Source organism: Kitasatospora sp. NEAU-69, from assembly GCF_057158765.1.
Genome location: NZ_JBWXUE010000040.1, coordinates 32,329 through 57,726, shown reverse-complemented (window position 1 = coordinate 57,726; position 25,398 = coordinate 32,329). Strand labels below are relative to the sequence as shown.

26 protein-coding genes and 3 pseudogenes are annotated in these 25,398 nt (G+C 71.5%); 13 read left to right on the top strand and 16 right to left on the bottom strand.

Translation table 11 applies throughout. The annotated features are described in order from the left end of the window. The first annotated feature begins 440 nt into the window (after positions 1–440). A complete protein-coding gene (locus tag AC060L_RS32295) occupies positions 441–770 on the top strand; it encodes a hypothetical protein (protein WP_483802530.1) in 330 nt (109 codons plus the stop codon). 344 nt (positions 771–1,114) lie between these two features. Then, a pseudogene (locus tag AC060L_RS32290) lies at positions 1,115–1,977 on the top strand (IS481 family transposase); the annotation flags it as partial. Here the strand turns inward: AC060L_RS32290 and AC060L_RS32285 are convergent. After that, positions 1,977–2,825 carry a zinc-binding dehydrogenase gene (locus AC060L_RS32285; RefSeq protein WP_483802541.1) on the bottom strand — a complete coding sequence of 283 codons (849 nt, stop codon included), beginning with the start codon at positions 2,823–2,825 and terminating at the stop codon, positions 1,977–1,979. The pseudogene AC060L_RS32290 and the gene AC060L_RS32285 sit on opposite strands and share 1 nt — an antisense overlap. A gap of 791 nt (positions 2,826–3,616) precedes the next feature. Between AC060L_RS32285 and AC060L_RS32280 the strand changes: the two genes are divergently transcribed. After that, a complete protein-coding gene (locus AC060L_RS32280) occupies positions 3,617–4,060 on the top strand; it encodes a hypothetical protein (RefSeq protein WP_483802529.1) in 444 nt (147 codons plus the stop codon). Between the two features lie 306 nt (positions 4,061–4,366). On the opposite strand, the pseudogene AC060L_RS32275 reads toward AC060L_RS32280, so the two are convergent. Then, positions 4,367–4,450, bottom strand: a pseudogene (locus AC060L_RS32275) (integrase); the annotation flags it as partial. A gap of 129 nt (positions 4,451–4,579) precedes the next feature. Here AC060L_RS32275 and AC060L_RS32270 point away from each other — a divergent pair. Continuing rightward, positions 4,580–5,170, top strand: a complete 591-nt coding sequence (locus tag AC060L_RS32270; protein ID WP_483802528.1) for a peptidase inhibitor family I36 protein — start codon at positions 4,580–4,582, stop codon at positions 5,168–5,170. A gap of 60 nt (positions 5,171–5,230) precedes the next feature. Here the strand turns inward: AC060L_RS32270 and AC060L_RS32265 are convergent, their stop codons facing one another. From AC060L_RS32265 to AC060L_RS32255, 3 genes are all read right to left on the bottom strand, one after another. Then, complete coding sequence (locus tag AC060L_RS32265; RefSeq protein WP_483802527.1) at positions 5,231–6,238, bottom strand: helix-turn-helix domain-containing protein; 1,008 nt, start codon at positions 6,236–6,238, stop codon at positions 5,231–5,233. Positions 6,239–6,622: 384 nt separating this feature from the next. After that, positions 6,623–6,961, bottom strand: a complete 339-nt coding sequence (locus AC060L_RS32260; RefSeq protein ID WP_483802526.1) for a hypothetical protein — start codon at positions 6,959–6,961, stop codon at positions 6,623–6,625. Further along, a complete protein-coding gene (locus tag AC060L_RS32255) occupies positions 6,958–7,251 on the bottom strand; it encodes a hypothetical protein (RefSeq protein WP_483802543.1) in 294 nt (97 codons plus the stop codon). The genes AC060L_RS32260 and AC060L_RS32255 overlap by 4 nt, the downstream gene beginning before the upstream one ends. Between AC060L_RS32255 and AC060L_RS32250 the strand changes: the two genes are divergently transcribed. Next, the gene (locus tag AC060L_RS32250; RefSeq protein WP_483802525.1) at positions 7,136–7,801 is read left to right on the top strand and encodes a transposase; all 666 of its coding nucleotides are present in this window, start codon (positions 7,136–7,138) and stop codon (positions 7,799–7,801) included. The genes AC060L_RS32255 and AC060L_RS32250 overlap by 116 nt on opposite strands. A gap of 283 nt (positions 7,802–8,084) precedes the next feature. Further along, positions 8,085–8,378, top strand: coding sequence for a DUF7489 domain-containing protein (locus AC060L_RS32245; RefSeq protein WP_483802524.1), 294 nt, complete (start codon positions 8,085–8,087; stop codon positions 8,376–8,378). Positions 8,379–9,123: 745 nt separating this feature from the next. Here AC060L_RS32245 and AC060L_RS32240 read toward each other — a convergent pair. The 4 genes and pseudogenes from AC060L_RS32240 to AC060L_RS32225 all read right to left on the bottom strand — a co-directional run. Continuing rightward, a pseudogene (locus AC060L_RS32240) lies at positions 9,124–9,749 on the bottom strand (IS5 family transposase); the annotation flags it as partial. 424 nt (positions 9,750–10,173) lie between these two features. Next, positions 10,174–11,712: an AMP-binding protein gene (locus tag AC060L_RS32235; RefSeq protein ID WP_483802523.1), complete on the bottom strand. Its 1,539-nt coding sequence runs from the start codon at positions 11,710–11,712 to the stop codon at positions 10,174–10,176. Next, the gene (locus AC060L_RS32230; protein WP_483802522.1) at positions 11,709–12,305 is read right to left on the bottom strand and encodes a terpene synthase family protein; all 597 of its coding nucleotides are present in this window, start codon (positions 12,303–12,305) and stop codon (positions 11,709–11,711) included. The genes AC060L_RS32235 and AC060L_RS32230 overlap by 4 nt, the downstream gene beginning before the upstream one ends. A gap of 328 nt (positions 12,306–12,633) precedes the next feature. Beyond that, entirely contained in the window at positions 12,634–12,783 is a 150-nt protein-coding gene (locus tag AC060L_RS32225) for a hypothetical protein (RefSeq protein ID WP_483802521.1), read from the bottom strand. Here AC060L_RS32225 and AC060L_RS32220 point away from each other — a divergent pair. The 3 genes from AC060L_RS32220 to AC060L_RS32210 all read left to right on the top strand — a co-directional run bounded on the left by AC060L_RS32220 (position 12,782) and on the right by AC060L_RS32210 (position 14,265). Continuing rightward, positions 12,782–13,147 (top strand): hypothetical protein, encoded by a 366-nt coding sequence (locus tag AC060L_RS32220; protein ID WP_483802520.1) that lies wholly within the window; start codon positions 12,782–12,784, stop codon positions 13,145–13,147. The genes AC060L_RS32225 and AC060L_RS32220 overlap by 2 nt on opposite strands. A 412-nt stretch (positions 13,148–13,559) precedes the next feature. Further along, entirely contained in the window at positions 13,560–13,736 is a 177-nt protein-coding gene (locus AC060L_RS32215; RefSeq protein ID WP_483802519.1) for a hypothetical protein, read from the top strand. A 232-nt stretch (positions 13,737–13,968) separates the two neighbouring features. Then, positions 13,969–14,265, top strand: a complete 297-nt coding sequence (locus AC060L_RS32210) for a DUF3303 family protein (protein WP_483802518.1) — start codon at positions 13,969–13,971, stop codon at positions 14,263–14,265. A gap of 73 nt (positions 14,266–14,338) precedes the next feature. Here the strand turns inward: AC060L_RS32210 and AC060L_RS32205 are convergent, their stop codons facing one another. From AC060L_RS32205 to AC060L_RS32175, 7 genes are all read right to left on the bottom strand, one after another. Further along, positions 14,339–15,064 carry a hypothetical protein gene (locus AC060L_RS32205; RefSeq protein ID WP_483802517.1) on the bottom strand — a complete coding sequence of 242 codons (726 nt, stop codon included), beginning with the start codon at positions 15,062–15,064 and terminating at the stop codon, positions 14,339–14,341. A gap of 494 nt (positions 15,065–15,558) precedes the next feature. Further along, positions 15,559–15,942 carry a hypothetical protein gene (locus tag AC060L_RS32200; RefSeq protein ID WP_483802516.1) on the bottom strand — a complete coding sequence of 128 codons (384 nt, stop codon included), beginning with the start codon at positions 15,940–15,942 and terminating at the stop codon, positions 15,559–15,561. Between the two features lie 308 nt (positions 15,943–16,250). Continuing rightward, on the bottom strand, positions 16,251–16,727 hold the full coding sequence (locus tag AC060L_RS32195) for a hypothetical protein (protein ID WP_483802515.1): 477 nt from the start codon (positions 16,725–16,727) through the stop codon (positions 16,251–16,253). 1,316 nt (positions 16,728–18,043) lie between these two features. After that, complete coding sequence (locus tag AC060L_RS32190; RefSeq protein WP_483802514.1) at positions 18,044–18,880, bottom strand: hypothetical protein; 837 nt, start codon at positions 18,878–18,880, stop codon at positions 18,044–18,046. 426 nt (positions 18,881–19,306) lie between these two features. Then, positions 19,307–20,113 (bottom strand): GrpB family protein, encoded by an 807-nt coding sequence (locus tag AC060L_RS32185; protein WP_483802513.1) that lies wholly within the window; start codon positions 20,111–20,113, stop codon positions 19,307–19,309. 74 nt (positions 20,114–20,187) lie between these two features. After that, positions 20,188–20,958 (bottom strand): SDR family NAD(P)-dependent oxidoreductase, encoded by a 771-nt coding sequence (locus AC060L_RS32180; protein WP_483802512.1) that lies wholly within the window; start codon positions 20,956–20,958, stop codon positions 20,188–20,190. A gap of 43 nt (positions 20,959–21,001) precedes the next feature. Beyond that, positions 21,002–21,703 carry a DUF4386 domain-containing protein gene (locus AC060L_RS32175; RefSeq protein ID WP_483802511.1) on the bottom strand — a complete coding sequence of 234 codons (702 nt, stop codon included), beginning with the start codon at positions 21,701–21,703 and terminating at the stop codon, positions 21,002–21,004. An 86-nt stretch (positions 21,704–21,789) separates the two neighbouring features. Between AC060L_RS32175 and AC060L_RS32170 the strand changes: the two genes are divergently transcribed. The 4 genes from AC060L_RS32170 (at position 21,790) to AC060L_RS32155 (ending at position 24,846) form a co-directional block, all read left to right on the top strand. After that, the gene (locus AC060L_RS32170) at positions 21,790–22,311 is read left to right on the top strand and encodes a MarR family winged helix-turn-helix transcriptional regulator (protein WP_483802510.1); all 522 of its coding nucleotides are present in this window, start codon (positions 21,790–21,792) and stop codon (positions 22,309–22,311) included. Between the two features lie 69 nt (positions 22,312–22,380). Then, a complete protein-coding gene (locus tag AC060L_RS32165; RefSeq protein WP_483802509.1) occupies positions 22,381–23,529 on the top strand; it encodes a hypothetical protein in 1,149 nt (382 codons plus the stop codon). A 94-nt stretch (positions 23,530–23,623) separates the two neighbouring features. Next, on the top strand, positions 23,624–24,067 hold the full coding sequence (locus tag AC060L_RS32160) for a hypothetical protein (RefSeq protein ID WP_483802508.1): 444 nt from the start codon (positions 23,624–23,626) through the stop codon (positions 24,065–24,067). A gap of 179 nt (positions 24,068–24,246) precedes the next feature. After that, complete coding sequence (locus tag AC060L_RS32155) at positions 24,247–24,846, top strand: ferredoxin family protein (protein ID WP_483802507.1); 600 nt, start codon at positions 24,247–24,249, stop codon at positions 24,844–24,846. Positions 24,847–25,398 lie beyond the last annotated feature (552 nt).

Below are 25,398 nucleotides of genomic sequence, written 5' to 3'. Positions count from 1 at the left end.
CGCACGCACAGGGCGCAGCGGAGCAGTCCGCGTTGCGCGTGAGGGCGTTCGGTGGCCGCTGGGCTTGGGCGATGGTCGGTGCTGGTGGCGGTGCTGGGCCCACTCACGGGCGTCGGCCCGACGGTCGCCGTAGGACGTTGACGACCAGGGAAACGCCGATCCGGTCTTGTTTCCGACGCCCGGTCAGCAGTTCCTGGTGCGTCGCGGCTGCCGGGATCCGGGAGCCGGAGAGTCAACAGGCCAGGCTCCGCAGCTACGCGCAGTGATGGCCTGACCGTTGGCTCGCTTGAGCCACCACTCCGACGGACGTGACCCCTGGGACTGGGCCGCATGACGCTGAGTCAGGTGGGCTTATCTGATGGGACATTGACGATACGTAAGCCAGGATGCACAGTGGTGATGACAATACTCATATCAGCTAATGCCCAAGGGAGTGGCAGATGGCTTTTCGCAGGAGTCTCGTCGGTCTGGCAACGGCCGGGTTGATGGTCCTCGGTGGCGGGGTGGCCCAGCTGGCGGCCGCCGGGCCGGCGGCCGCGCAAGCCCCCTGTAGCCGATGGGTGATGGGACCGAACGACGGCGGGCAGGTGATGTGCCCGAACTTCGAGGTGTTCCGGGCCGCCGTCTACTGCATCCACGCCGGCACCACCTACACGAACTACGGCGACTGGGTCACCGCCGGCAGCATCTCCGACGCGTGGTGCAACAACGGCGACAAGCTGCAGAACACGAGCTACCCCCTCTACAGCGTCTCGTGGGAAGAGGGCTGAAATCCCGTCGAGGATCCGTTGAGGATCCCGGTGCAGTCCGGGCCGCCATGCCAGATGGCAGCCCGGACCCGCCGGAGCAGCACCCGCAGCGGCGCCCCAGGCCTTCCGGGAGCCGGTGACAGTTGGATTTCCGCCGGCTGATGATGCGCCCTCACATCGGCCGCGCCCTCCACAAGGGCCCGCCCGGCGAGGACTTCCTCGCCGACGGCTCCCCACTGCGGCAGTGGCGGCTCTACGTGTGTTGTTCGGGGACGTTGGTGACACGCGTGGTTGGTGCTTGAACGGGTGAGGGCCTTCTGGCTCGGTGGGGATTGCGACGTCTCGACCGAGTTCAGGAGGCCCTCGTGCCCCACCGTAACGCCCCGCTGACCGAGACCGGCCGCTTGCGGCTGGCCCGCTGTGTCGTCGATGACGGGTGGCCCCTGCGCAGGGCCGCGGAACGGTTCCAGGTCAGCCACACCACCGCCGCACGCTGGGCCACCCGCTACCGGCAGGACGGCATCGCCGGAATAAGTGACCGCACCAGCCGCCCCCACCACCAGCCGAACAGGACCCCGGCCCGGGTGGAGGAACACGTCCTGCGGCTGCGGCGCGAGCACCGCATCGGCCCGCTGAGACTGGCCATGCGCTGCGGCATCGCACCCTCGACCGGGCCACCGGCGAGCCCGTGCGCCGCTACGAACGCAGCCGGCCCGGCGAACTCGTGCACATCGACGTCAAGAAACTCGGCCGGGCCCAGGGTCGACGCAACCGCAGCGGCACCGGCTACGCCTACCTGCACACCGCACTGGACGACCACTCCCGCCTGGCCTACACCGAGGACCTGCCCGACGAGACCGCACCGACATGCGCCGCCTTCCTCACCCGGGCAACCGCCTGGTTCGCGTCCCTGGGCATCACCGTCGAACGCGTCCTGACCGACAACGCCTGGGCCTACAGCAAGAACACCTGGCGCGACACCTGCCACCAACTGGGAATCAGCCCACGCCGGACCCGACCCTGGCGCCCCCAGACCAACGGCAAGGTCGAACGCTTCCACCGCACCCTGCTCGAGGAGTGGGCCTACCAACAGCCCTACACCTCCGACCACAACCGCATGAAGGCGTTTCCCGACTGGCTGCACTGGTACAACTACCACCGACCCCACACCGGCATCGCAGGACAAACACCAGCCAGCCGCGTCACCAACCTGCCCGAACAACACATCTACGGCGTGGCCCGCATCCGGAACAGCATGAACCCGAACACGACCGCCCACCCCGAACCGCAAGCGCTCGTTCCGGCCACCGCCGAGGCGATGGAACAGTTCGGCCAAGCCTTCAAACAGCACGTCAAGCCCACCCATGACGCCCTCGCGCACCTGCGGCACAAGCCGCCGATCACCGATGACAGCCACCAGCCACCAGCCACCAGCCGACGAACGACGAACGACGAACGAGGCCTTCCGCACCACCATCGACAAGACGCTGCCGACCCCCCTGGACGAGTCGGAGCTCTCCGGGTCCACGTGGCCGGCGGGGCCGATCGATCAGGACAGCCCCACCGAGCGCGTTCTGCGGCCCAACCGGCCACCGTGAGCACGATCTTGCCGACCCGCCGGCCGGACTCCAGACAGCCGTGCGCATCGACCACCCAGTCCAGCAGGAAGGTCCGGCCCACAGCCGGCCACAGCCGACCCTCCCGCAACCCCGCCCGGACGAACTCCCCGGCCCAGCAACGGCGTTCGGCATCCGAGGTGGTCCCGAAGACCAGGCACCCGCGCAACGCCAGACCCTTGCCGACCGCCGGCCGGCGGAACGCAGCGGGCTCGCCACTGAGACCGCCGTACACCACGACGATGCCACCCGCAGCGGTGGCCCGGGCCAGGGCCGTCTCCACCCAGGGACCGGCCACCGGGCCCAAGACCACCCGCACACCCACGCCGCCGGAGACCCACAGCCGACGCCTCGGCGAGGATCCGGTAGCCGCCGACCATGCACGCGGACCCGCCCCATCGCCACTCCCCCCACCCAGACCGGACCGGACCCGGGGCGACAGCCCCGACCCCACCACCATGAACCGGCCACCCATCCGCCCCCGCACCCGGTTACCGGGCCGACCGGATGGGCCGACCCCCGCCGGTGGCGAAATCGGCATACCGAGCGGGGGCTGGGGCGACTCGACGAGGGGCATGGTGGCGTTCATCAGGAAGCGTGCACCCAGCATGACCCAGCGCCCGCGGTAGCGCCGCCGCCACCTGTCTGCAGGTCCTGCTGGTCGCTACGGTGCAGCACGAAAATCCGGGCCAGCGCCACCAGGCTCGGCCCGCACAGCAACGTCGCCAGCCACCACACGTCCCGCGCCACGAACACCCCCGCGCTGGCTTTGTTCACGGAACATGAATGCCGCCGGGATTCTTCGCGAGGCCCGGTTTCAGCGGATCCGGGACCGCGAGAGCCACGGAAGCGGCAGGTGACCGGAAGGGTCCGTGGGCCGCGCGTCACTGTCACACCCCGACCGGGCGCGCTCCCGGCCCGACACCGGCACCACACGCTCTCCCGCGGCTACCGTTCGCCCCGACCGACACCGGCGAGCAGGCCGCCCGGCAGCGCATCCGCGCCCCCCAGGCCCTCGCCGGCGGCCACCCGCCGGTCCGCCCGGACGCCGGGGCGGGGCGGGGCGGCAGTGCTCGGCGCACTACAGCGTGGGCCGCAGCCATCCGGCGGTGGCGATCGCATGCCGAGATCCACTTCAACTAGCCGCAGGATGTTCAAGTTGACGGTGCCTCACATTCAGATGGCATGTGAAATATCACATTGCAACGGCTCTGGATGGGTCCAGCAGCCCCCACGAACCAGGAGAACCCCATGACTCGCACAATCCTGACGGCGGCCGGCATGCTGGGCGCCATGGGCATCGCTCTGGCCGGCGCGGTTCCGGCCGGTGCCGCGACGGTGTCCTCCGCCACCACCACGACCACGACCTGTGGCAGCTACGGCCTCCAGGCGGGCCTGGGGACCAAGCTGTGTGCCACGGTGACCGACGGCACCGTCCAGCTCACGGGCCGGCTCGGCCTGGCCGGCCCCGCCCCGCTGCAGGAGGACGTCGTGGTCACCCTGACCGGCAACGTCGCCGGCGGGGACACCCTCGGGACGGTTCAGCAGTCGCTTCACTTCCAGGGCCAGACGCTGCAGGTCGCCGGCGTGGGCGGGACCGTGCCATGCGGCTCGACCGTGCACGGCTCGTTCTCGGTCGCCTCCTTCGGGAAGTTCAACACCCCGGTCACCATCGATGTGCCGGTGAACTGCTGAAGTAGCGAGCGAGCGTGTGAAGGTGGCGAGTGAGCGCGGTCGGCGCCGATGCACGGCCGACCGCGCTCACTCGCTTCGCCCACCCCTCCCCCGCCCCTGATGGCCCGGGGGGGTCGGACCCGTCCCGGACAAGGCCGGCGCCCGCTCCCGCCACGCCCGCCGGCGTCCCGCCCGGGGCATTCGGTGGGACACCACACCGGGCCGACTCCGCGCCACTCGTCGCCACCAGGTCTGGAGAGCGCAGCGCGGCGCAGCCCACCGGGGGCCGCGAAGACCGGCCGGGGAACACCCCGAGTCGATTCCGGTGACGTCGAAGTGGCGGGCGTCGGCGTTGCGCCGGCGCAGGTAGGCGTACAACGCGCGGGTCTGGACGGTGTGGTTCGCGTGGTTCGGCGGCGGGCGGGCCGGGGCAGCGCTCTGTGCGAAGGAAGTCTGCGCTCCCTGCTAAGGGCCGGGGCAGTCGGGCGGGGCACAGTGGTGGCCACCACCATGCGCAACCTGACGCAGAAAGGTGACTCCGTGACAGACCACAGCTCCCCCAAGACCACCACGTGGGGCAAGGCCCTCGTCGCCCTGATGATGGCGCTCCTCGCCTTCGCCACCACCGCCGGTACGGCCGGCGCGGCCACCGGCGGCTCCCACCCGGACTTCTCCGCCCAGGCCAGGAGCCTGGGGCTGACGAGTGCCCAGGCCAGGAGCCTGCAGAGCCGGGCCGCCGGATACATCGCCAAGACCGGTGGCACCCAGGTGGCTGTCAACAAGATCGCCCTGGCGGGCGGTGGAGTGCTGCTGCTCGCCCTGCCCGGCGAGCAGCGCGCCCGCGAGCTCACCGCGAACAGCGCCGCACCGTTCGCCTCGACCTGCCCCTACACCTACGTGTGCGCCTACAGCGCCCCGAACTTCCAGGGCGACTCCATCCAGCTCTTCACCTGCAACACCCTGACCCCGATCCCCTGGTATGCCAACGGGTCCTGGATCAACAACCAGCGCTCCACCCTGTACGCGAGGTTCTACCGCAGTGACGGGACCGTCGGCTGGACCTCGCCCGGCGGCTACAGCTCCGACCCCAACGCCCCCTGGAGCTGGGTCTACTGGCTCAGCCCCTGCTGACGGATGTGACCCGACCGGGCCCCGGCTCACCGCTCAGGCGGTGAGCCGGGGCCCCGCCGTTCACCGCCTCGGGTCCACCGGGGCCTGCCTGCGGAACTCGCTGGGCGCCACCCCGTACGCGGCCCGGAAAGCCCGACTGAAGTCGGCCGGATGCCGGAACCCCCAGCGAGCGGCGGTCTCGCCGACCGTCCGGTGACGCAGGCGCCGGTCGGCCAGATCCGCCCGACTGTGTTCCAGCCGCAGACGGCGGATCCTGGCACCGACCGTCTCCGCCTGCTGCCGGAACAAACCGTGCAGGCTGCGGACCGAGATGTGATGGTGCGCCGCGACAACAGCCGGGCTCAGGTTCACATCGGCGAGGTTGTGGTCGATGAAGGCGTCGATCCGCGCAAGCAGCACCCGGGCCCGGGGCTCGGCCGGCAAGGTGGCCGAACCGTCCAGCCGGGCAGCCAGGAAAGCGACGGCCAGGTCGAACCCGACGGCCCCCAGGCGCTGCAACTCGGTCGCCTCGCACTGGGCGGCATCGGCACGCAGCCCCGCCAGGTAGCCCACGAGCAGGGCCCCCGAGCCCGCCCGGACCGGGAGGCGGGTGGCGAGCAAACCATCCACCCGGCCCTGGGGCAGCGGCAGGTCCGCCCTCGACAGTCGGATCAAGGTGACCCGCGACTGCCGGCCATGATCCTCGAACTCGCAGGCCAGCGGATGCGAGGTATCGAAGAGAGTCAGCTCACCACCCCGCAACCTGGTATTGGCGCCGCCCTGCTCCAACCTCACCGGGCTGCCATGGACGAGCAGCAGGAAGTAACTCTCCGAATCCGCCTGCCGGATATGCGCGGGCGTCCGCCGCCACGACATCGGTGAGAACGAGAACGCGGCCACCTCGGTGCGGGCGGCCCGCAACGCGACCGCCGTCCCCCGGAAACAGTCGGCGTAGGCGGTGGAAATCGTCAACGGCGCGACCACCCGCCCCACCATCCGCTGCCACCACACCAATCCCTCCCGCGCGCTGACACCCTCGACAGCGACCGGGCACGGCGGCTCGGGCACATCCGCCCAGCTCGTATCCATACGCACTTTTGCCCCCCGTGGCCGTGCGAACACAGTCCATGGTTCGACGAGGCGCCACCCCCGGAAAGCACCATCCCAGCCAACTCCCAAGCGGCGGAGAGTGGCGGGGATGACCGAATTGCGGCCACCACCGGGTGGCGGCCCCCGCGCGGGGAGCCGGTTCGGGCGGATTTCGCAGGGAATGGGACACGCCGCAAGACCGCAGGGCAGGTCGACTGGTGTCCCCGCGTCAGCCTCCGATGGCCGAAAGCCGCCAGGAGACCGCCCCGCGCAGACGGCGCCGGACCCGACCCGCGGTGGACCGTAGTGGCGGTTCCTGACGAGGAGTCGGATCCCTGCGCCCGCCGCCCCGGGCAAGAGGCCGGGGGGCGGCGGGCCGGGTGGTCAGGCCTGTGCGGTGCCCGGCCGGTGGCCCGGGGCGTCAGCGGCGGCGCGCTTGAGGACGGCGGTATCAGCGGTGACGGTGCCGGGCTTGACCCCATTGGCCTCGGTGACCCGGACGCTGCGCTCGCCCAGGAAGGCGTACGAGGTGCGGTCGAAGACGATCTCATCGCGGGAGCCACTGGCGGTGTCGGTCCGGGCGATGGCGATACCGGTACGGCCGGCGGCATCGGTGGCGGCGTCGACCAGGACGACGCCCGGGATACCGGCCGCAGCCTGGCAGAGCGCGGCGGCGAGCCTGCCGGGCACCGCCTGTTCGCGGATCAGGTCACCGATGGTCACGAAAGCCTCCTGATCCGCACTGCTGCCGGCCCCTCCGTCTCGGCATAGATCTTCCGCAGCAGTTCCCGCGGGCCGGTCGGCAAGGTGCGCAGGCAGTCGTAGGAGGGAACGTTCAGCGAAGCACCGGCACCCGAACCGAGCACCTCGCCGCCCTCCGGGGTCCGGCCCTCCTCCGTGAACCAGCCGGTGCGGCCATCGGCCGAAGACCACACCCGCCGCCGGTGCGGCCTGTCGACCCACACCCGCGACGCGCCACTACTGAAATCGACCGAGCCCGCGAGATGGGACACGGCGCTCCCGACGCAGACCTACCACCCCAAACGCACGACAAGGCCCGGCACCGCCCGCACGGCCAAAGAGACCCCCGCGACCGCCCACGGGCACGACGAGATCCGGAGGATGAAGACCGCAACCGTGGCCAAGCTGCCCTTCCCGCACGCCGCCCAGGCCCTGCAGGCCGTGCGCCGCCGACGCATCGTGGCCACCGGCAGGGTCAGCCTCGAACACGTCTACGCCGTCACCAGCCTGACCGCCGATCAGGCGAGTGCGGGCGAGATCGCCCGCCGGGCGCGGGAACACTGGGGCATCGAGAACAAGATCCACGTCAGGGACGTGACCTACGGCGAGGACGCCTCTCGCGTTCGCCGCGGAAACGCACCCCGCGCCATGGCCGCCCTTCGCAACCTGGCCATCGGCGCACTCCGACTGACCGGCCGCAGCAACATCGCCGCCGGTCTACGCCACCATGCACGCGATGCCACCCGTCCGCTCATCACCTTGGCATCATGTGATCGAACCGGACACACCGCGAGAACGACGCCGCCATGGTCACCGAGGTGATGCCGATCGGTGAAACCAAGCGGCGCATTCACCGTCCGGCAGTCGGCACCGCTGACATCCTCCACGGTCCTCGTCGTTTCCATGTCGCTTCGCACCACCGGGCACCGGCCCCCGTGCCGCCCTCCCCGGCGCGCCACGTCACCGCCCACGCCCCGACTGCCGTACGGGCGCGGCCTGCTGGCCCGGATCGACTCGCCCGCCGAGGATTTAGACTGCCAGGAGTAGCGCCCGTACCGCAGTCGGGGCGTGGGCGGGCGCGGAGAATGCGTGGCAGGGGGCTGTGGTGGTCACAACGAGCGTGGTACTCGTCCTGTGGATCATCCTCCTGTGGGTCCGGAGCGCGCGGGCGCGCGCCCGGCACGAATCGGCCCGGGTCTACGAGGGTGTGGTCGTCGGGCGCCACAGCACTCGCGTCCTGCTGACCAGCGGTAACACCCACACCGAACACCGGCTCCTGGTTCGCTGCGACGATGGCACTGAACAGAGCTACCTGGTGGACAGCGCCACATGGGCCGCCCTCGGGGAAGGCGACCGCATCGTCAAACGCGCGGGGGAGCGCCGGCCGGTGAAGGGCTGACCGCAGGCTCCCAGGCGGCCAGCGCGCGGAGCCGGCGAACCGGCCTTCCGGTGATCATGAGGTGTCGAGTCCCTGATCACCACGACGGAAGACCGTGCCTGCCCGCTCATCATCCCGTGCCCGCCTCCATCTCAGCTTCGGGCAGCCAGCCGCGAAACATCGCAATCTACCTGATCAACCATCAACTCGGACAGAACGCGAGAACGACGCGGCTCTGCCGGCGCTATGAGCTCGTAACAGGAGCAAGATGGTTTTGTGGTCGGGAGCCACCGCAGACGGCCGAGCCCGGAAGCGACGGGGACGCGCCTGGGGTCGGGCTGGTGGAAGGCCGGCCGTGCCGGGGCATGGACATGGCTGCCCGCCCGGTGACCCGGGCTACCGTGGCGGTGGTGCGGAGGCTATACGGGGTGCCCCCGCCGACAGGCGCCGACGGGGATTGGGGGGCTGACATGGCCCGCCGCCTGACCGGCTCGAGCACGCCCACCAGGCGCGACCCGCAGGCGGCGAGCACATGAGCATCCAGCCCCTCCTCGACGTACTCGACCTCCAAGAACAGGCCGCTCAGGGCCTGGCCGACGACCTCCGCACGCAGATCGAGGAGCTGCAGGGCCGGCTACGGGAGGCCGAGACCCAGCTCGAGCACCTCGCGATCACCCGCAAGACCGTCACCGCCCTCGCCGACCGCCTCCCGACCCGCACCATCCCGCCCGAGCATCCGGGCTACCCCCTCATCCTCGCCCCTCGAGGCGTTGTGGAGGTCGAGGCGTCGTTCCCAGCGGACGGCGAGGCGCTTGAACTGGTGGAGCTGGGCGAAGGTCTGCTCGACGACGTGGCGGAGCTTGCCGAGACCGATGATGTCCCAAGGTCCCTTGCGGGAGATGATCGGCAGGATCCGGCGCTTTCGCAGCTCCTGGCGGTTGGGGTCGCTGTCGTAGCCCTTGTCGCCGAGCAGGGCGTCCGGGCGCTTGCGGGGGTGACCGACCCGGCCGGCAGGGGTCTGGGTGACGTCGTTGACGTTGGCAGCGGTGGTGATCACGCGGAACGGGATGCCGCCGCCGTCGCTGATCAGGTGGTGTTTGCTGCCGGTCTTGCGGCGGTCGACCGGCGACGGGCCGGTTGCCTCACCCCTTTTTTCGCGCGCACATGGGAGGCGTCCACACACACGCGCGTCCAGTCGAACACCCCGGCCTCCTTCCAGCGGCCGAGCCGGCGCCAGCAGGTCTGCCCGGAGCCGAAGCCCGGTTCCAGCGGCAACTGCTGCCAGGTGATGCCGGTGTACGGCACGAACAGGATGCCCTGCAAGAACCGCTGGTCGTCCACCGGGCGAGGGCCCGGCGACCGCTCCGGCCAGACTGGCAGCAGCGGCTCGATCCGGGCCTACAGCTCGTCGTCCACGATCCACGGTTTGTTGCTCACGCCATCACGAACGGACGAATCGTCACATCGGTCACGCCCCACCAGCAACGATCAGCAAGATCGTGTTACGAGTTCTTATCACTGCCCCTGGGGTCCGCCCGTCTACCCCTTCCTGAACGGCGCCTCTTCCTGCCCCAGGTCACGGTCGATCCGGTAGGTCTGATACGTCAGGTGTTCTGCCAGTGCGGCAAGGTGGAACACGGCCCCCTTGAAGAAGTGGAAGATCGTGACACGCTGGTGGGCGCCCTGCTTGCCCCCGCCGGCGTGGAGGACGTTGGTCTGCAGGTCCAGCCCGGCGGGTCGGCGCCTCTAGGCATCCGGGACCCGCGCGGGGCCCGGGGCGTTTCCCCGGGAGCCGGAGGATACGCTCCGGGCGGGATCAGTCCGCGAAGGCTTCGCGCAGCTGCTTCTTGTCCGGCTTGCCGACGGACGTCAGCGGGATCTCGGCCACCACGTGCAGGGCCTCCGGTGCGTAGATCCGCCCCTTGTTCGCCGTGACGAACGCGCGGATGTCGTCCAGCTCCGGCCGCTGCCCCGGCTTCGGAACGACCGCGACGTGCACGTGCTCCGTCTCCTGGGCGTCACGCAGGCCGAAGACCGAGCACTGGGCGATCGCGGGGTGACTGAGGAGCAGCTCCTCCACCTCGGACGGGTAGACGTGCCCGCCGACGACGATGATCTTCTCTTTGAGCCGGTCGGCCAGGTAGAGGTAGCCGTCCTCGTCGAAGTAGCCGATGTCACCCGTCTTCAGCCAGCCGTCGCGCAGCACCTCGGCGGTGGCCTCGGGGTGCTTCCAGTACCCGGCCATCAGGTGGGCCGAGCGGACGCAGACCTCGCCCTGCTCGCCGACCGGCAGCCACTCACCCTCGATCGAGCGGATCACCACCTCGACGTACGGGAAGGGCCGGCCGACCGGGATCTGGCCGCGACCGTCGAACTGGGCGAACTCGCTCGGGAGGAGCACGGCGATCTTCTGGGCCTCCGACATCCCGTAGATGCTCACCAGGACCGGCCCGAACACCTTGATCGCCTCGCGTGTCCGGGTCGGCGACGAGGTGCTGCCGCCGTAGGAGATCCGCCGCAGGCTGGACAGGTCGGTACGGCCGATCGCGGGGTGGTCGAGCAGCCGGTAGAGCAGCGGCGGCAGGACCCAGAGGTCGGTGATGCGCTCGCGCTCGATCGCCGCCAGCACGTCCCCGGGCTCGAAGGTGCGCTGGATGACGACCGAGCCGCCGTGGTACAGCGTCACATCGGCGAACAAGCCCGCGAGATGGGCGAGCGAGGAGGCCGCGAGGAGGCGGGGCGCCTCGCCGTACGGACGGCCGTCGAACGGCGTGTCGAACAGGCTGCGGTAGGGGCCGTGCAGGCTGAGGATGCCCTTGGGGATGCCCGTGGTGCCGCCGGTGTGGCGAATGCCGAGGTCGTCCTCCGGAGTGATCCGGACGGCCGGCGGCTCGGCGGGCCGGCCTGCGGAGGCGGCGATCACGTCCTCGCCGACGGTCTCGGGGCCGGGGCCCAGGGTGAGGACGGTCGGCACGTCGAGCAGTGGCAGCAACCCGGCGGCGTCCGCGTACCGTTCGGCATCCACGAGCAGGACGGCGGTGTCGACGCTGGCCGTGATCTCGGCCAGCACCGGGGCGCTCATGCCGTCGTACAGGTTCACCACCCGCGCGCCCACAAGGGTGGCGGCGTAGCGGGCACTCAGGGCCTCGGCGGTGTTGCCGGTAAGTAAGGTGACGGTCGTGCCGCGCACCGCACCCCGAGCCAGGAGCTCGTGGGCGAGGCGGTAGGTGGCGGCGGCGAAGTCACCGGCGCTGATCTCGACGCCGTCGGCGGTGGTGATGGCCCGTCGGCCAGGATCGGAGCAGAGGGACCGCAGGATCAGGGCGGTTCCGCTGATGAACTCCGAGTCACTCATGGCCACTTCTTGTTGCTTGTCGTCTGCACCCATGTCGCCAGGCTAAGCGGGCACCAGTGCGGGGACGGAGCATTTGAGCCATCCGGCGGTCGGCCGTCCCGAAGCCCGAACGTGAGGTGCAGCGATGACCTTCCGAGCCCGACAGGCTCGGCTCTCCCTTCAGCCGAGCGGGGAACCAGCCGTGCCGGGGGTGTCGCGAAGCCACTGCTGGACGCCTGCCACGTGGACCGTCGCCCAGGAGTGCGCGAGGTCGGAAGCCCGGCGGGTGACGGCGTCGAGGAGGGCGTGGTGCTGCCGGCGGGTGCGGGGACCTCGAAATGCCCGACCCGCTCACACAGGTCGATCGAGGGCCTGACACCGATCACCTTGCGGCGCAGGCGCATCCACTCCCAGCTGCCCGGGCGGATGCCGGCTTGGCGGTCCGCGGCCTCGGTCAGGTTCGCGGCCAGGTACTCGATGCCCGGCGGAAAGTGCAGCAGCTCGATCAGGTCCTCGCGGACCGACAGCGCCGGCGGACTCACCCCCACGGGAACGTCGATCTGGTCGTCGAACAGGAAGAACCCGGCGCGGCCGAAGACCCCGACGCACGTCATACGAACCTCCCCACGCCAGCCACGACCGAACCCCCGTTCGGCGAAGCAGGCGAACGGAGCCGGGTGGTGACCACAAGAGCGACCACGCACCGCAGGTGGCAACGGAGGGCCAACGGAGCCGGCGTGGGCTCCTCGCGCCGCCGTCCTGGCCGCGGCCGCCGTCCCGGCCCAGGCTTCGTCCACTGCGACAAGTACGGCCGGCGGAGCGCTGCCCGAGCCCCCGCCGGTCGACGTCGCCCGCGGTGAACTCGCCAAGCCGCCTGCGCGCCCTCATCCCCGAAGAATCAGAACCATGGGAATCAACCTCGGAATGGCAATGGCCGGCTCCTCAGACGGCTACGGCCTCCTCCATCTCCTCCTCGCCGTCCCCGGCGGTCTCGTTCGTCCGGCCGGTTCCACTCGCCGGAGTCTGCTGCAGCGCGCTGCCGCCCGCGCCCGCTGACCACACCAACGACACCTTCCGCGAGGAGATCGCCATGCTCCGACCTGCCACCGGCCCGCTGACCGTGCCTCAAAGCGGCTCGACGCCAGTCAGCGTCCAGGCGCAGCTCGTCGCGCCCGGCCTGTACATCCACCCCACCCCCGCCGCTGAAGGTGACCGCCCGTCGGTCCAGTGGCGACTCACACACCACTCCGGCCGGCTGATTGCCTACTTCCCTGCCGAGGAACAGGCACGTCGTGCCGGGTTCATCGCGGCGCAGCTCGCCGACTGGACGCGCACCGCCGATGAACTCGTCAGCCTCGCCAACACGGGCGAGGTCGATCTGTTCCAGCTGTCCGACCTCGTCCGGGACTGCGGCGGCGCGTTTCTCCGTCGCTCCGACGGCGCGCACGCCACCTGATCCAGGGAGTCAGTGGCCCAGCAGCCACCGCACGAACAGCACCAAGCCGACCACGCACACCAAGCCGACCACCACCAGCGCCGCCGGCCCCTCATCATCGCCATCCACCGCGCACCTCCGGCCCGGCCCCCATGCGGCCAGCGTGCTCCCGATGCTCGGCGCCCGGAACCCAAAGCGACCGGCTATCACCCGGACGGCCCCGGGACGACCCTCGTGTCCGGTCCTACGGCGCCGCGACACCGCACCCACCCACCTGACCACCGGCCGTCGCACTCCGCCGCGGCCTTGGAGGACACCACGAACCACCACCTCGCTCGGCACCGCCGAGCTGCTCGCGTCGGGCCGCGTTGACGGTGACGTCACGGTCGCCCGGTTGGCCGCGCACCGGGCAAACGCCGGGCATGACTGAGCCGTGATCGACCCAGACGACGGCCGTGGCGCGATCGAGGTGCAGATCTCGCCGCGGCCCGGGTTGGGTGCCGCCGCATTGGTGAGGCAGAGTGCCCGTATCGCGGTGTCCGACCGGCTCGACCAGACCCGCGAGGGGCTGCACGTCATCGGCATGATTGTCGGACCCGCTTCCCTCTGAAGGGGATCTGACGGGCGGACACGGCCCCGCGCCCGGGTCGAGAACTACCGCGGCGTGCACGTGACGATCGCTGCCGACCCGTGACGACTGATCGGCATCAAGAGGATGGCCCCATGAAGTATCTGGACACTCGTCCCCCCGATGCCATACCCCGGGTGCCGAGGCCCCGCGGCGCGGTCACGATGTGCAGGAGGCACGGGTGTGCCAAACGCCAACCAGAGGTGGAACAACCATGAGGGTGCTGCTGACGGTCCAGATGGATACCGACAAGGCGAACGAGGCGATCACCGGCAAGACGCTGGCCCACACCATGAAGTCCGTATTCGAGCGGATCAAGCCGGAGGCCGCGTACTTCGGCGCGAAGGACGGGCAGCGCACCGGATACATCGTCTTCGACCTCAAGGAGCCGTCCGACATCCCGAGCATCGCTGAACCGTTCTTCCAGCACCTCGGCGCCAAGATCACCTTCGTACCGGTGATGAACTTCGACGATGTCCAAGCCGGCTTGCAGAAGTTCGAGGCGAGCTGAACCCGACCGCACCGGCGAAGGCGATGTCGGCAGGGTCGGCTTCGGCCCAGATGGGGCGGAGCGACGAGGGCGGTTACCTCGAACGGGTCGGCCTGGCGTCGTTGCGGACGCTCGCCAGGCCGAGGCCGTCCAGCTCGGCGATGGTGTGCGCGTGCGCGACGGGGTGCAGTGGGACGACGGCGACCTCGGGGTAGGACAGATGGCGCAGGGCCTCCTCCTGCAGCAGGGCCCGCAGCAGGTGGTTCGCGACCGGGCCGGGCGAGTCCTCGTCCACGGCGACGTGCAGCAGGAGCTGGGGTTCGAGCGAGTCGGAGTCCGGCCAGTGGGCCCGGGACAGCCAGGCGGCGCAGACCGCCGGGAACCCGGATACCCGGCGGGTCAGCGCTTCGTGCAGGGCCCGGGCGTCCGGGCCGGTGACCGGGTCGAGCCGCAGCCGGTCGCCGGGGAAGCTGTCCGCCCAGCGCTCCAGTGCCAGCCGGGGCAGGCGGGCCTGACCGTGCCGGGAGCGCAGCACCAGCTCGACGGCGCCGGTCCCCGCCAGCATCGCCATCAGCTCGGCCGCGTCGCAGTACGAGGTGCCGACGGCCGCCGGCACGTCCCGGCCCAGCCCGGCGTCGGCGAACCCGAGCAGGATGCGCTCACCCGCCGGGTTACAGCCCGTGATCACCTGGCCGGGGGCGGCGATCGGGACGTACATCCCGCCGTCGAACAACGCGATGAACACGTCCATGGCGCCGGAATCCCCCTCAGCGGACTGGTCGAGGAGCTGGGCGAGGTGCGGGTTCGAGGGTGCGATCACGGACGGAGTCTAGGAGCCGTCCGGCGCCGGCCCGGCGCCGGGTTCACGGTGCCGGGCCGGATCCGGTGTCAGGGCGACTGTTCCCGCGCGCAGGTCAGGCCACCGGTGGTCCGCAGGCTGCCGAAGAGCCGCGTGAAGGCGCGTTCCCCGAGCCGGACGGAGTGCCGGTCTGCACAGCCGCGGCACGCCACGCTGAAGATCAGGCAGCACCCCACCACCGACAGCCGCCCACACCACGCATGCCGCCCCCCCGGCCGTGGCCTGCCACCCCTACAAGCCGAGCACTGAAAACAACTGACGTACCCGCACCGAAAACCAACCGTCGCCTATCACACCAAGCGCAGCGAGACGGCCTGGCGGCCGACCAGGAGCGCGGCCGGCCGGCCGACCAGCGGGTGCATCACGGCGGCGCAGGGTCTCGCCCGGATGGCGGTGGCCCTTCCCTCGGTGTCTGCGAGAGACGGGCCACCGCCGTTCGGGGCTGTTGGCAGTGGCTATCGGACGGTCAAGGTGGTTGCCGAAGAGATGCGGTCCGTTACCAGGTGGCCGCCCCGTGGGACAAGGAGACGGACGCGGAACTGCTCCGTGCCGCGGTGGTCGGCACGGGAGTTGACGGTCAGCCGGCGGTCTGCGTAGGGGCTGCAGGCGAGCTGGTGCCAGGCGCCCGAGCCGATCCGCTGGTCGATGCAGGCGTAGGTGGTACGGGCCGCGTCGTCGTCGCCCCAGGCGGTCAGCTTGACGGACTGGCCGACGCGCAGGGCATGGGTACCCACGGAGAGGGTCACGTCGGACTTGGCGGAGGCGGTCCCGGCGGCGATGCCGACCAGGCCGGCCGCCACCACGGTGGCGGCGACGGTACGGCGAAGAGCGATGTTCATTGGTCCCCCCAATGTGTCGAAAACGCTTACGTGTTGCTGATGAGGGCACGCCCACGACGGCACGTTCGGTTGCACGGATTCGCAGGAAGTTCCCAGGAATCGTGTTCGGGCAGGTCGGAGGCGGGGGTCAGGCACCGCCCGGCCGACGGTCTCCTGTGCGCATCACTGGAGAGGGGGCCTCCGACAGACAGACAGCCGCCCCCCGAACAGGACCAGAACGCGGCACCCGGCCGAGCCCTCAACCCGCAGCTGCAGCCGGCGGCCACCAGCCACGCGATGGCCTCGGCGCCCGCCGTGGGGCTGCGAACCTACTTCGTGGCTGCTGCCGTGGCGACGCGCCAGGTGGTGACGAGGCCGGCGGTCTTGGCCTCGAAATCGGGGTCCCGCCAGCTGCCCTGGAGACCCACGAGCACCGGCAGGTCGTACATGCCGCGGACCCGGTGCGTGATCCGTACGATCTCCGGGGCACTGGCGCGCTCGTTCTTCTTCACCACCTCGACGTGCGTGATGTCCGCCCAGACGAACCGCTTGCGGCGGCCCGACAGGGTGGTCCACCGCAGCTCGTGCTCGTCGAAGCTCACGCTGGTGAGGAGGGCGAGCAGCTGAACGATGCCGATGACGGCCAGCGCGGGAACGGCGGTGGTCTCGACCATGGCCGTGCGTGCGCCCAGGGGCCGGCTGAGGGCGAGGTGCAGGAGGTAGGCCGAGCCCGCCAGGAAGAGCGGTCCGCTGATCCACTGGCGCCGCTTCTGCGCGGGGGTGAGACGGTGCGTCGTGTGTTTCACCTGCGGATTCTGTCAGCACCGAGGGACTTGAGGAAACGTCGACCCGTGCCGCCAACCGGGTGCGGCGCAGTGCGGGACCGGCCCAGCGAGGTGTCAGCAAGCCCGGACGACGACGCAGCAGCCGGCAGCCCGACACGGACCTGGACAGCGGCGCGGGCAGAGGCCAACCCGGACCCGGACGGGGTGGTCTGGTGGCCGGCGCTGCCCGCGCCGCCGTCGCCCGGCGCCAAGGCGGAGGCACAGCCCGGCACCGCCGACGAACACAGCGGCACGAGGGGCGCAGCACCGCCGACGAACACAGCGGCACGAGGGGCGCAGCACCGCCCTCCCCGAGCGACGGGCACGGCACCAGCACGGCCCGACCACCCGAACCCGGACGCCAACTTCCCGGCGCCAGGCACCCGGACGACGGCTCAGCCCCGCCCCACCAAAAGCAGCACGGAATACCTGGCGGAATTCCGCCCGTATTACAGGGCCCCAACACCCGCTGACCCCACTCGGCGAGGCCGACGGCCCCCGGATCCACCCACCAGCACACACAGTCACCGAACCAGCCACCCATCCACCGCCCCAACAGGTCCAATCAAAGGTCCAGACAGTCTGGCAATAACGGTCAAAATATGGCTAAACCACACCCGCACATGCCAACAGGTCACACCCGGCCTCGCCGGGTAGAGCTTCGCGTGGAGTACCCGGTCCACCCACCACGCATGGCCCGGAGCCGAGACCAGCGCAGCCATAAACCCCCCGGCTGGTCGGGGCGGGCAGCATCAACAGGTCCAAGTCCCCTGCCGTGCAAGCCTGTTCACAACCCTGGCACTCCAGCCGGCGGCAGGCCGGGCTTCTTCCGCAGCTCCAGCAGCGGCCGGCGTACCCCCGGGCGCCCCCTACTCGGGGCATCGCCGCAGTCGATGCGGGCCAGGGAGTCCATCAGCTCCTGGTAGGCCTTGCGCGGCTCGCACTCGCGGACAGCCTGGCGCCGGCGCGTAGGCGACGCGGGTGGAGGGGCTGTCCAGCGACTCGGTGAGGGAGTGCCGGCCGGGCAGCGCCACCACCCGGGACAGGCACCCGGAACTGGCCCGCTACCTGGGCAACAAATCGAACGAGGGCGCAGTGGGCGGTGCCGGTCGGGCCGAGGCGGCTGAAGGCCCATCGGAGTACCTCCTGGTCGACCACGGGTGCGGCTGGTGCGCCGGAGGGCCGTGTGGGCGTGGGCGGTCAGACGGGCCCAGTTGCGGAAGTTGCCGTGGGCCGCGTGGTGGCCGGCGAAGGCGATGTCGCCGGGTCAGCGAACCGATGAACCGTCAATGACCGTGTCAGGAAGGATAGATGAGCGACCCGAGCGGCGGACAGGGACTGACCAGCGTGCTGACGCCAGGGCGCTCGACGAAGGCGCGGGCGGCGGCGGCCTGGCGGCGTTGGGAGTCCAGGTCGTCGGCGCGCCAGGCATCCCGCCGGGCGCGGGCGTCGTCCCAGTTGTAGGAGACGGCGCTGACCGAGGCGTTGCCGGCGGCGCGGCTGATGTCCGCTTTCATGATGGCGCGTTGGAGCACGGTCTGCGTGGCGGCGAGGTCGATCCGGGTGATCAGGACCCCTGGGGTGTTCGGTACCCGGGTCGGAACGGGGGCCTTGGGGAGCAGGGAGATCCCGGTGTCGTGGCGGCCGATGTTCTCGGTGGAGGCCCTCGCGGCGTCCCGGGACATGAGGTGTATCTCCCGGTGTATCCAGAGGAGTTCGTCGAGGTCGGCCACGGAGATACGGATCCGCTGGTAGATCGCGCGGAAGCGGGGGTCGTCGTGCAGCGGCCGGAGCGGGGCGGCGTGGAGGGCGACGCAGTCGTTGAAGCCGGCCGTGACGGCGGCGTCGAGGTGGAAGAGCGCCCGATCGATCTGACTGTGTCTGAAGGCCAGGGCGGCGAGCCCGCTGTGCCCGGCGCCCACCAGCCAGGCCGCGTCCGGGCCAAGCGCGGTGGCGCGCGCGATGACGTCGTGGAAGCCAGTGGCGACGTCGACGCCCTGCGGGGCGCCCATGAGCGCGCGGGCGAGGGTGGAGAGAGCCCCCTGCCCGGGGACGGCCGAGGCCGCCGGACCGGTCAGGTTCGCCACCAGCAGTTCCTGGACGCGGGAGGCGAGCGAGTTGATGGTGTCGGCCATGGATCTCCTCGGACGGGGGTGGCGCACACGGTCGACACGAACGTACGGCAATGGCCCGACACCGAGCCCCTCTCCGTGACCAGCCCCACCCAGAACACGGCCGCACCACAGCCCGGTTCTTCTCAACCAACCCATGCCCCCCAGCCCGCCGACGCCGACGCCCGACCCGGCCTGCGGCACGATGACCGGCGTGGACCTGACCCCGCCGCCGCTGCAGCGGCTCCCGCCGATCGCCCACGCCGGCTCCGACGACTCCCCGCCACCGGGGCCGGACGAGTTCAAGAGGGCCACCGGCCAGGACGGCTCCAACCGGCCTGCCGGAGGCCCGTGGTGCGCCCCGTCACCTCCCGCGCCGCCGACGGCTCTGCGGCCACGACGGCCTGGACCGAGTGGCCGGCCACCCCGGCCCCGTACACCGGGACGCCCTCACGCCATCAGGGCGACTACACCCGCCTCACCGAGGTGGAACCGCTGCACCACGCCCGGATCCACCCGGTCGGCACCGCGCAGCACCTGGACGACCTCGTCGAGGCGTACCGGCTCCCGGCCGGACACCCGATGCGGCGCACCACGCCCGGCCGGGCCGCGGCCGCCGGGGATCGGCGAGCGATCCGGCCGTGGCGGGGACGGAGGTGGGGTGGCTTCGCCGGTCGCGGTGTCGGTCCTGGTGACCGAGTGGGTGCGGGCGAGGAGTTCGCGGTGGACCGCGGGGGCGTTGCCGCGCCAGTAGGCCGGCAGCACCCGGACCTCAGGGGTGATCTCGAACCGGTCGGCACGGCGCGCCCCGGGGTCGTCCGCACTGGCGGGCGTGACGGTGGCGTCGGCCGGCCACCGCCACACCGTCCGGTCCGAGAGCGCCAGGCACTGCGCTGTGGTGTGGACGTGCGCACGGGTGAGCCGGCCCCCGCACGCAGGGCGAGCAGACGGCGCACCGCGGGGGCCCGCAAGGCCTTCAACGACACGGCGTCCAGGGCAGGCTCGGCCTCGGTCGGCGCGGGCGCCGGGATGGTGGCGGTAGCCCTGGGCGGACATCAGCGGCACGATGCGGTCGTGCTGAACGGCTGCGACGTGCACCTGCATGCTGATGCGGTCCTTGGCCGACAGCCCGGGTACGGAGGTCGACCCCACGTGGTCGACCGTCAGCGCGAGCGGTCCGAGCAGACCGGCGAGCCGGCGTGGGAGGCGCTCGAACTCAGGTGGCCACATAGGGTCGTAGTCGGTAGTCGGAGACAACCACGCCGGAGGAGAACTTCTCGTCGGGGAAGGTCACTTGTGAGCCCTACCGCCTGAGGCGGTGTCAGTTGATGTCAGTTGGTGATGCGTCCGCCCGCGACGTCGATGGTCAGGCCGGTCAGGTAGGCGGCCGCGTCGGAGGCGAGGAAGAGTGCCGTCTGGGCCACGTCCTCCATGGTGCCCAGGCGGCGCAGCGGGTGGGCGGCGGCGACCTGGTCCTGGACCGCGGGCGGCATGGTGGCGCGGGCCTTCTCGGTGAGGATCGAGGAGGGGGCGATGCAGTTGACCCGGATGCCCTGCGGGCCGAGCTCGGTGGCGAGGTGGCGGGTGAGCATCACCAGGCCCGCGTTGGCCGCCCCGTAGGCCAGGTTGGCCAGGCTGGGCTGGCGGCCGGCCGCGGAGGACATGGTGATGATCGAGCCGGCGCCGCGCTCCAACATGTCCGGCAGGAAGGCCTGGATGGTGAGGAAGGCGGAGGTCAGGTTCGCGTCCAGCGACTCGCGCCAGAGCTGCTCGGTGAGTTCGGTGGACTTCACCGGGAACCCGACCCCGCCGGCGAAGGCGGCCAGCACGTCGACCGGCCCGAACCGGTCCGCGACGGTGCGGTGCAGGGTGGCGAGCGCGGCGGCGTCGGTGACGTCCGCGGTGGCGGCGAGCGCGGTGCCGCCGGCGCCGGTGATGCCGTCGGCGACGGCGGCCAGCGCGGCGGCGTCCCGGCCGACCACGCAGACCTGGGCGCCCTGGTCGGCGAAGGCCCGCGCGGTCCGCGCGCCGATGCCGCGCGAGCCACCGGTGATGACGACGGTCCTGCCCCGCAGGCTGGGGTGAGCGGTGGTGACTGACATGGAGTGCTCCAAGGAGGGTTGGCCGGATGGGAGTGGCGGTGCGTCAGGCGTTGGTGCGGCGCCGGGTGCGCGGCAGCTTCCAGGCGGCGAGCAGCAGCCAGACCAGCCCGCCGAACCGCACGGCGGGCAGCAGGTAGCCGAACCCGCCGACCAGCAGCGCGACCAGACCGAGCAGGCCCAGGGCGGTGATCAGTACGCCGCTCCAGGCGAGGGCGCGCGGCAGCAGGCCGGTCTTCAGCGCCGAGACCGAGACCCCGGCGGCGAGCAGGGCGAACCCGGCGGCGAACACGGGGCCGCCGCAGACGAACGACAGGTCGGCCAGCGTGCGGGCCAGCGCCGGGGGTGAGTCGGCGGCCAGTCGGCTGCCCGCCCAGGCCGTCGCGGCGCTCAGGCTCAGCGCGCCGCCCGCCAGCACTCCGCCGACCAGGGCGATCGCCGCGCCCGGCCCGGTGACCCCGAGCGTGCGCAGCCGCTGGTTGAGCACGGCGGAGAGCAGCAGCACCGGCATCGCGGCGGCGAGCAGCAGGAACGCACCCAGCCGCATGGTGCTCCCGTGCTGCTCGGCGTACCGGAGCACGGCGGAGGCCGGGGCGTCGGGGTGCGGGGTGGCCCGGTTGACCACGGTGTAGGCGACGGTCAGCACGGCGAGCGAGGTGGCGGGCAGCAGCAGCGGCGGCCCGGGCTGAGGTCGGCGTCCGGTGCGGGTGGGGGGTGAGGTGGCGGGGGCGGCGGGGGTGGCACTCATGAGGGGCTCCGGCTCGTCGACGGCATCGCTATACAGAAAATAATGATTACAAAATGGAACGGTTGTCAAGCGGATACCATGTCTGCATGACTACGAATCCTGGGAGTGCAGCCGGCGCGGCCGGCCCACAGGGTGCCCCCCGCCCCCCGACGCACGGCGGTGTGGCCTTCCTGCTCGCCCAGCTCGGCGCCCACGCGACCGAGCTCTTCGCCCAGCGGATCGCCGCCCTCGACCTGACCCCGCCGCAGGCCGGCCTGCTCCGGATGCTGGCGACGACACCCGGACGCAGCCAGCGCGAGCTGGCCGACGACCTGGGCATGCCGCCGAGCCGGTTCGTGCCGTTCGCCGACGGGCTGGAGCAGCGCGGCCTGATCGAGCGCCGCCGCAACGCCGAGGACCGCCGCCTCTACGCGCTGCACCTGACCGACCAGGGTTTCGCCCTGCTCGGCGAGCTGGCCGGGGTGGCGGTGGCGCACGAGCAGCAGGTCTGCGGGGCGCTCTCGGACCAGGAGCGCGAGCAACTGCTCGGCCTGCTGCGCCGGGTGGCCCAGGAGCAGGGCCTCACCCCGGGCGTGCACCCCGGATTCCGGTCGCTCCGGGGGAAGTAGTCCGGCAGACAGACCGCGGCCATGACAGGGGAGACCACTGGGGAGCCGAGCGGGGGCCCGACCGAGGACATGACTGATGATCAGCTGATCGTTCGTGCGCGTGGTTTGTGGTGCGAGACGGCGTCGCTGCCGGGCATCGAGTTCGCCGCCGCGGGGCGGCCGGTGCCCGCCGTCGCGCCGGACGCGGGCCCCTGGCCGGCGGGCTGGGCTGGCGTGATCAAGGTCAGCGGCGCCCGGATCGCCACCGCGCCCGACGAGCGCGCGGCCGCCCTGCTGCGCGAGCGGCCGGCCGCAGTGGCCCCGGGCCGGCCGGCCGACCCCGGGGCGGCCGGGGCGGCCCTCCCCGACGCCCGGATCCTCGGCCCGGTCGCCCTGACCTACTCGGCGACGGAGAACTTCCGCCCGGTCGGGCCGGATGCCTGGGAGCCGGTGGAGCCGCCCGCCGACCATCCCGGGCTGCGCCGCCCGGAGGAGCTGGCCGGGGACGAGGACCGCCGGGAGGCCGGGCTTCACGAAATCACCGCGCCAGCCTTCGCGGTCCGGGTCGGCCGCGAGGCCGTGGCGGCGGCCAGCCACCGGCACCGGCACAGCCCCACCGCGCACACCAGCGTGCCCACCGCGCCGGCCTGGCACGGGCACCAACTGGCCCGGGTCACCGGCACCGCCGCAGCCGCCCACACCCTCGCCGACGACCCACCGCCGCCCGACCGGACCGGGGCCGGCGGCCATCCGGCGCGGACCGGGGGGCGCCCGAGGCCGACCGACCGAGCGGCTGGTGCAACACGGGATGCAACACGCCCCCACTCCCGACCACACGACACCAGGTCAGAACCGCAACGGGCCCCGTGTTGCAACCCACACTCCCCCACCACCGAGCGCCACCACCAGGCCGCCGAACACCACCAGACCACCGGCCACCCGGAAACCGAGCACCACCAGGCGAAGGCCGGCCTCGACAGCGGCCGCCGTCCTGGCCATGCCCGGCCCACCCCGGACAGCGGGCCCCGGACCGCGGCCCCGGACGGCGGCCAAGAAGGCGGGCCCGGCGCAGCGGGCACGGCCTGGCGGCCGACCCGGACGGCGGCCGGGGCGCAGCAGCGGGGTACGGGCGGGCGGCGGGGAGCCGCCGAGGGGCGGGCAGACCAGACAGCGGCCGGAGCACGGCGGCGGGCCGCGAACGCGGCCCGCGGACGGACCAGACACTGCGGAACGGCCTGACGGCCGACCAGGTGGCCGGGTCAGGCACGAGCGCGGCCTGGACAACGGGCGAACCCGGTCGCGAGGGGGACTCCCGATGCCGGAAGATCTACGGATGGACTTCGACGACCTGTTGATCGGCCACTGGAGCAGCATCCCGTTCTCCTACGGCATCATGGAAGCCTCCGAGCTCGGGTTCCTGGGTGACGGACGTGGATGGAGCTCATGGTTCAACGTCGGCGCCCTGTGTGTCACGCGCTTCAACTGGCGGTGCCCGGAGCCGGGGGTCTTGGAACTGCGATCTCAGTGGCTGGTGGAGGGGACGCCCGGCGAGGGAGTCGGTTCCCCGGCCTTCTCTTCGGCCAAGCCTGCTGAGCGGTGGAACGAGGTCACGCGTCATCACTACGCCATCGGCCCCGCTGTACCGATGCCCGGTGCGGAAGCGTTGATGTCGATCAGCTTCGAGGAACCGGTCGAGTTCTGCCATGAATTCGCCAGGGGAACGACCCGGATCAGGCCTGAGGAGGATCCCACCCACCTCGTAGTGCCGTACCAGTAGCCACTCGACCGCGTTTGACGAGCCGGCGACCGGGCTGCGTGAGAACGGACAACGGCCTGCCCGGACCACCACCAGAACAGCCTCCAGGGCAGCCTGACGGCCGATCAGGATCGCGAGACGGCCGGGCCGGGTCCCACCCGGCCCAAAACCGAGAGCCAGGGGCCGGGCAGGATAGGGCCATGACCGGCTACTGGAATCCCCTACCCACGGCGCGGCGGGTGGTCGAGAACCTTGGGGAGCACGCGGAGCAGCTCTTCACGGGCGTGTGGGAACAGCGGAACTGGCGCAACGTTCCCGGCCCCTTCTACGCCGCCGAGACCGACAGCATGGCCACCGGACGTCTGGAAGCTCCGGACCACATCGCCTACGACGACGATCTCGGTGGCGGTTTCGGCTCGGAGTTCATCTACCGCCAGCCGGTGAACGAACCCGAGGCCACGGCCGTGATCCATGGCTGTCGGATGGAGTTGTACCGCGGCTACAACTGGGACGGCGACGACCATTGGACGGTGGAGACCGTCCGCGACTGGTGGCGCAGCCGAGCCCGCGTTCGGGAATGGGCCGTCGCGACAGCCACCGACTGGGGCGCCGACACCCACCCCCACTGGAGCTTCAACGCCGACCCCCGCTACCTCGGCCACTACCACGATGCAGCACAAGGACACCGGGACTTCATCACCTACATCGACGACGGCCTGGAGAACCACCTGCGCGGCTACCTCTTCTGGCTCGACCAACGACGCGAACCACGCGACAGCGAAGCCCTCCCCCACCTCTAAACCAAACGGCAGCCGGACGGGCCCGCCGGGCCCCGGCCGGCCACACAGCTGCCAGCGGTCCAGACGCGGCAGCCTGACGGCCACCCAGCTATCAGTCCCCCCGGGCCCGACCGCGCAGCCGGGCAGGCGGCGCGGCCAAGCCGCCCGAAGCACGGCAGGACGGCGACGACGGGCACCCGACAGCACCGCCCGGAGCGGGGCGCAGCAGCCCGCACCCGAACGGCAAGCACGGCAACGAGGCGCCGCCGGGACGGAGGCGGCCCGGACCGCAGCCACCCGCCGACGGGCACGGCGGCCCAGCCCAGCGCCACCAAACCGAACACCAACCCCCGCCACCACCCCACTCCCGAAATTCCAACCCGAATTCAGACCACCACAGGAAGCGAATCCATAAAAGCAGCAGCACGGAATATCCGGCGGAATTCACGCCCGAATACAGGCCCAAAACCCGCCGACCCCACCCAGTGAACCCGACCGGACCCCCAACCCCACCCACCACCACACAAAGTCACCACCCCAGCCAGCCGCCGGATACTCAACAGCCCAAACCAA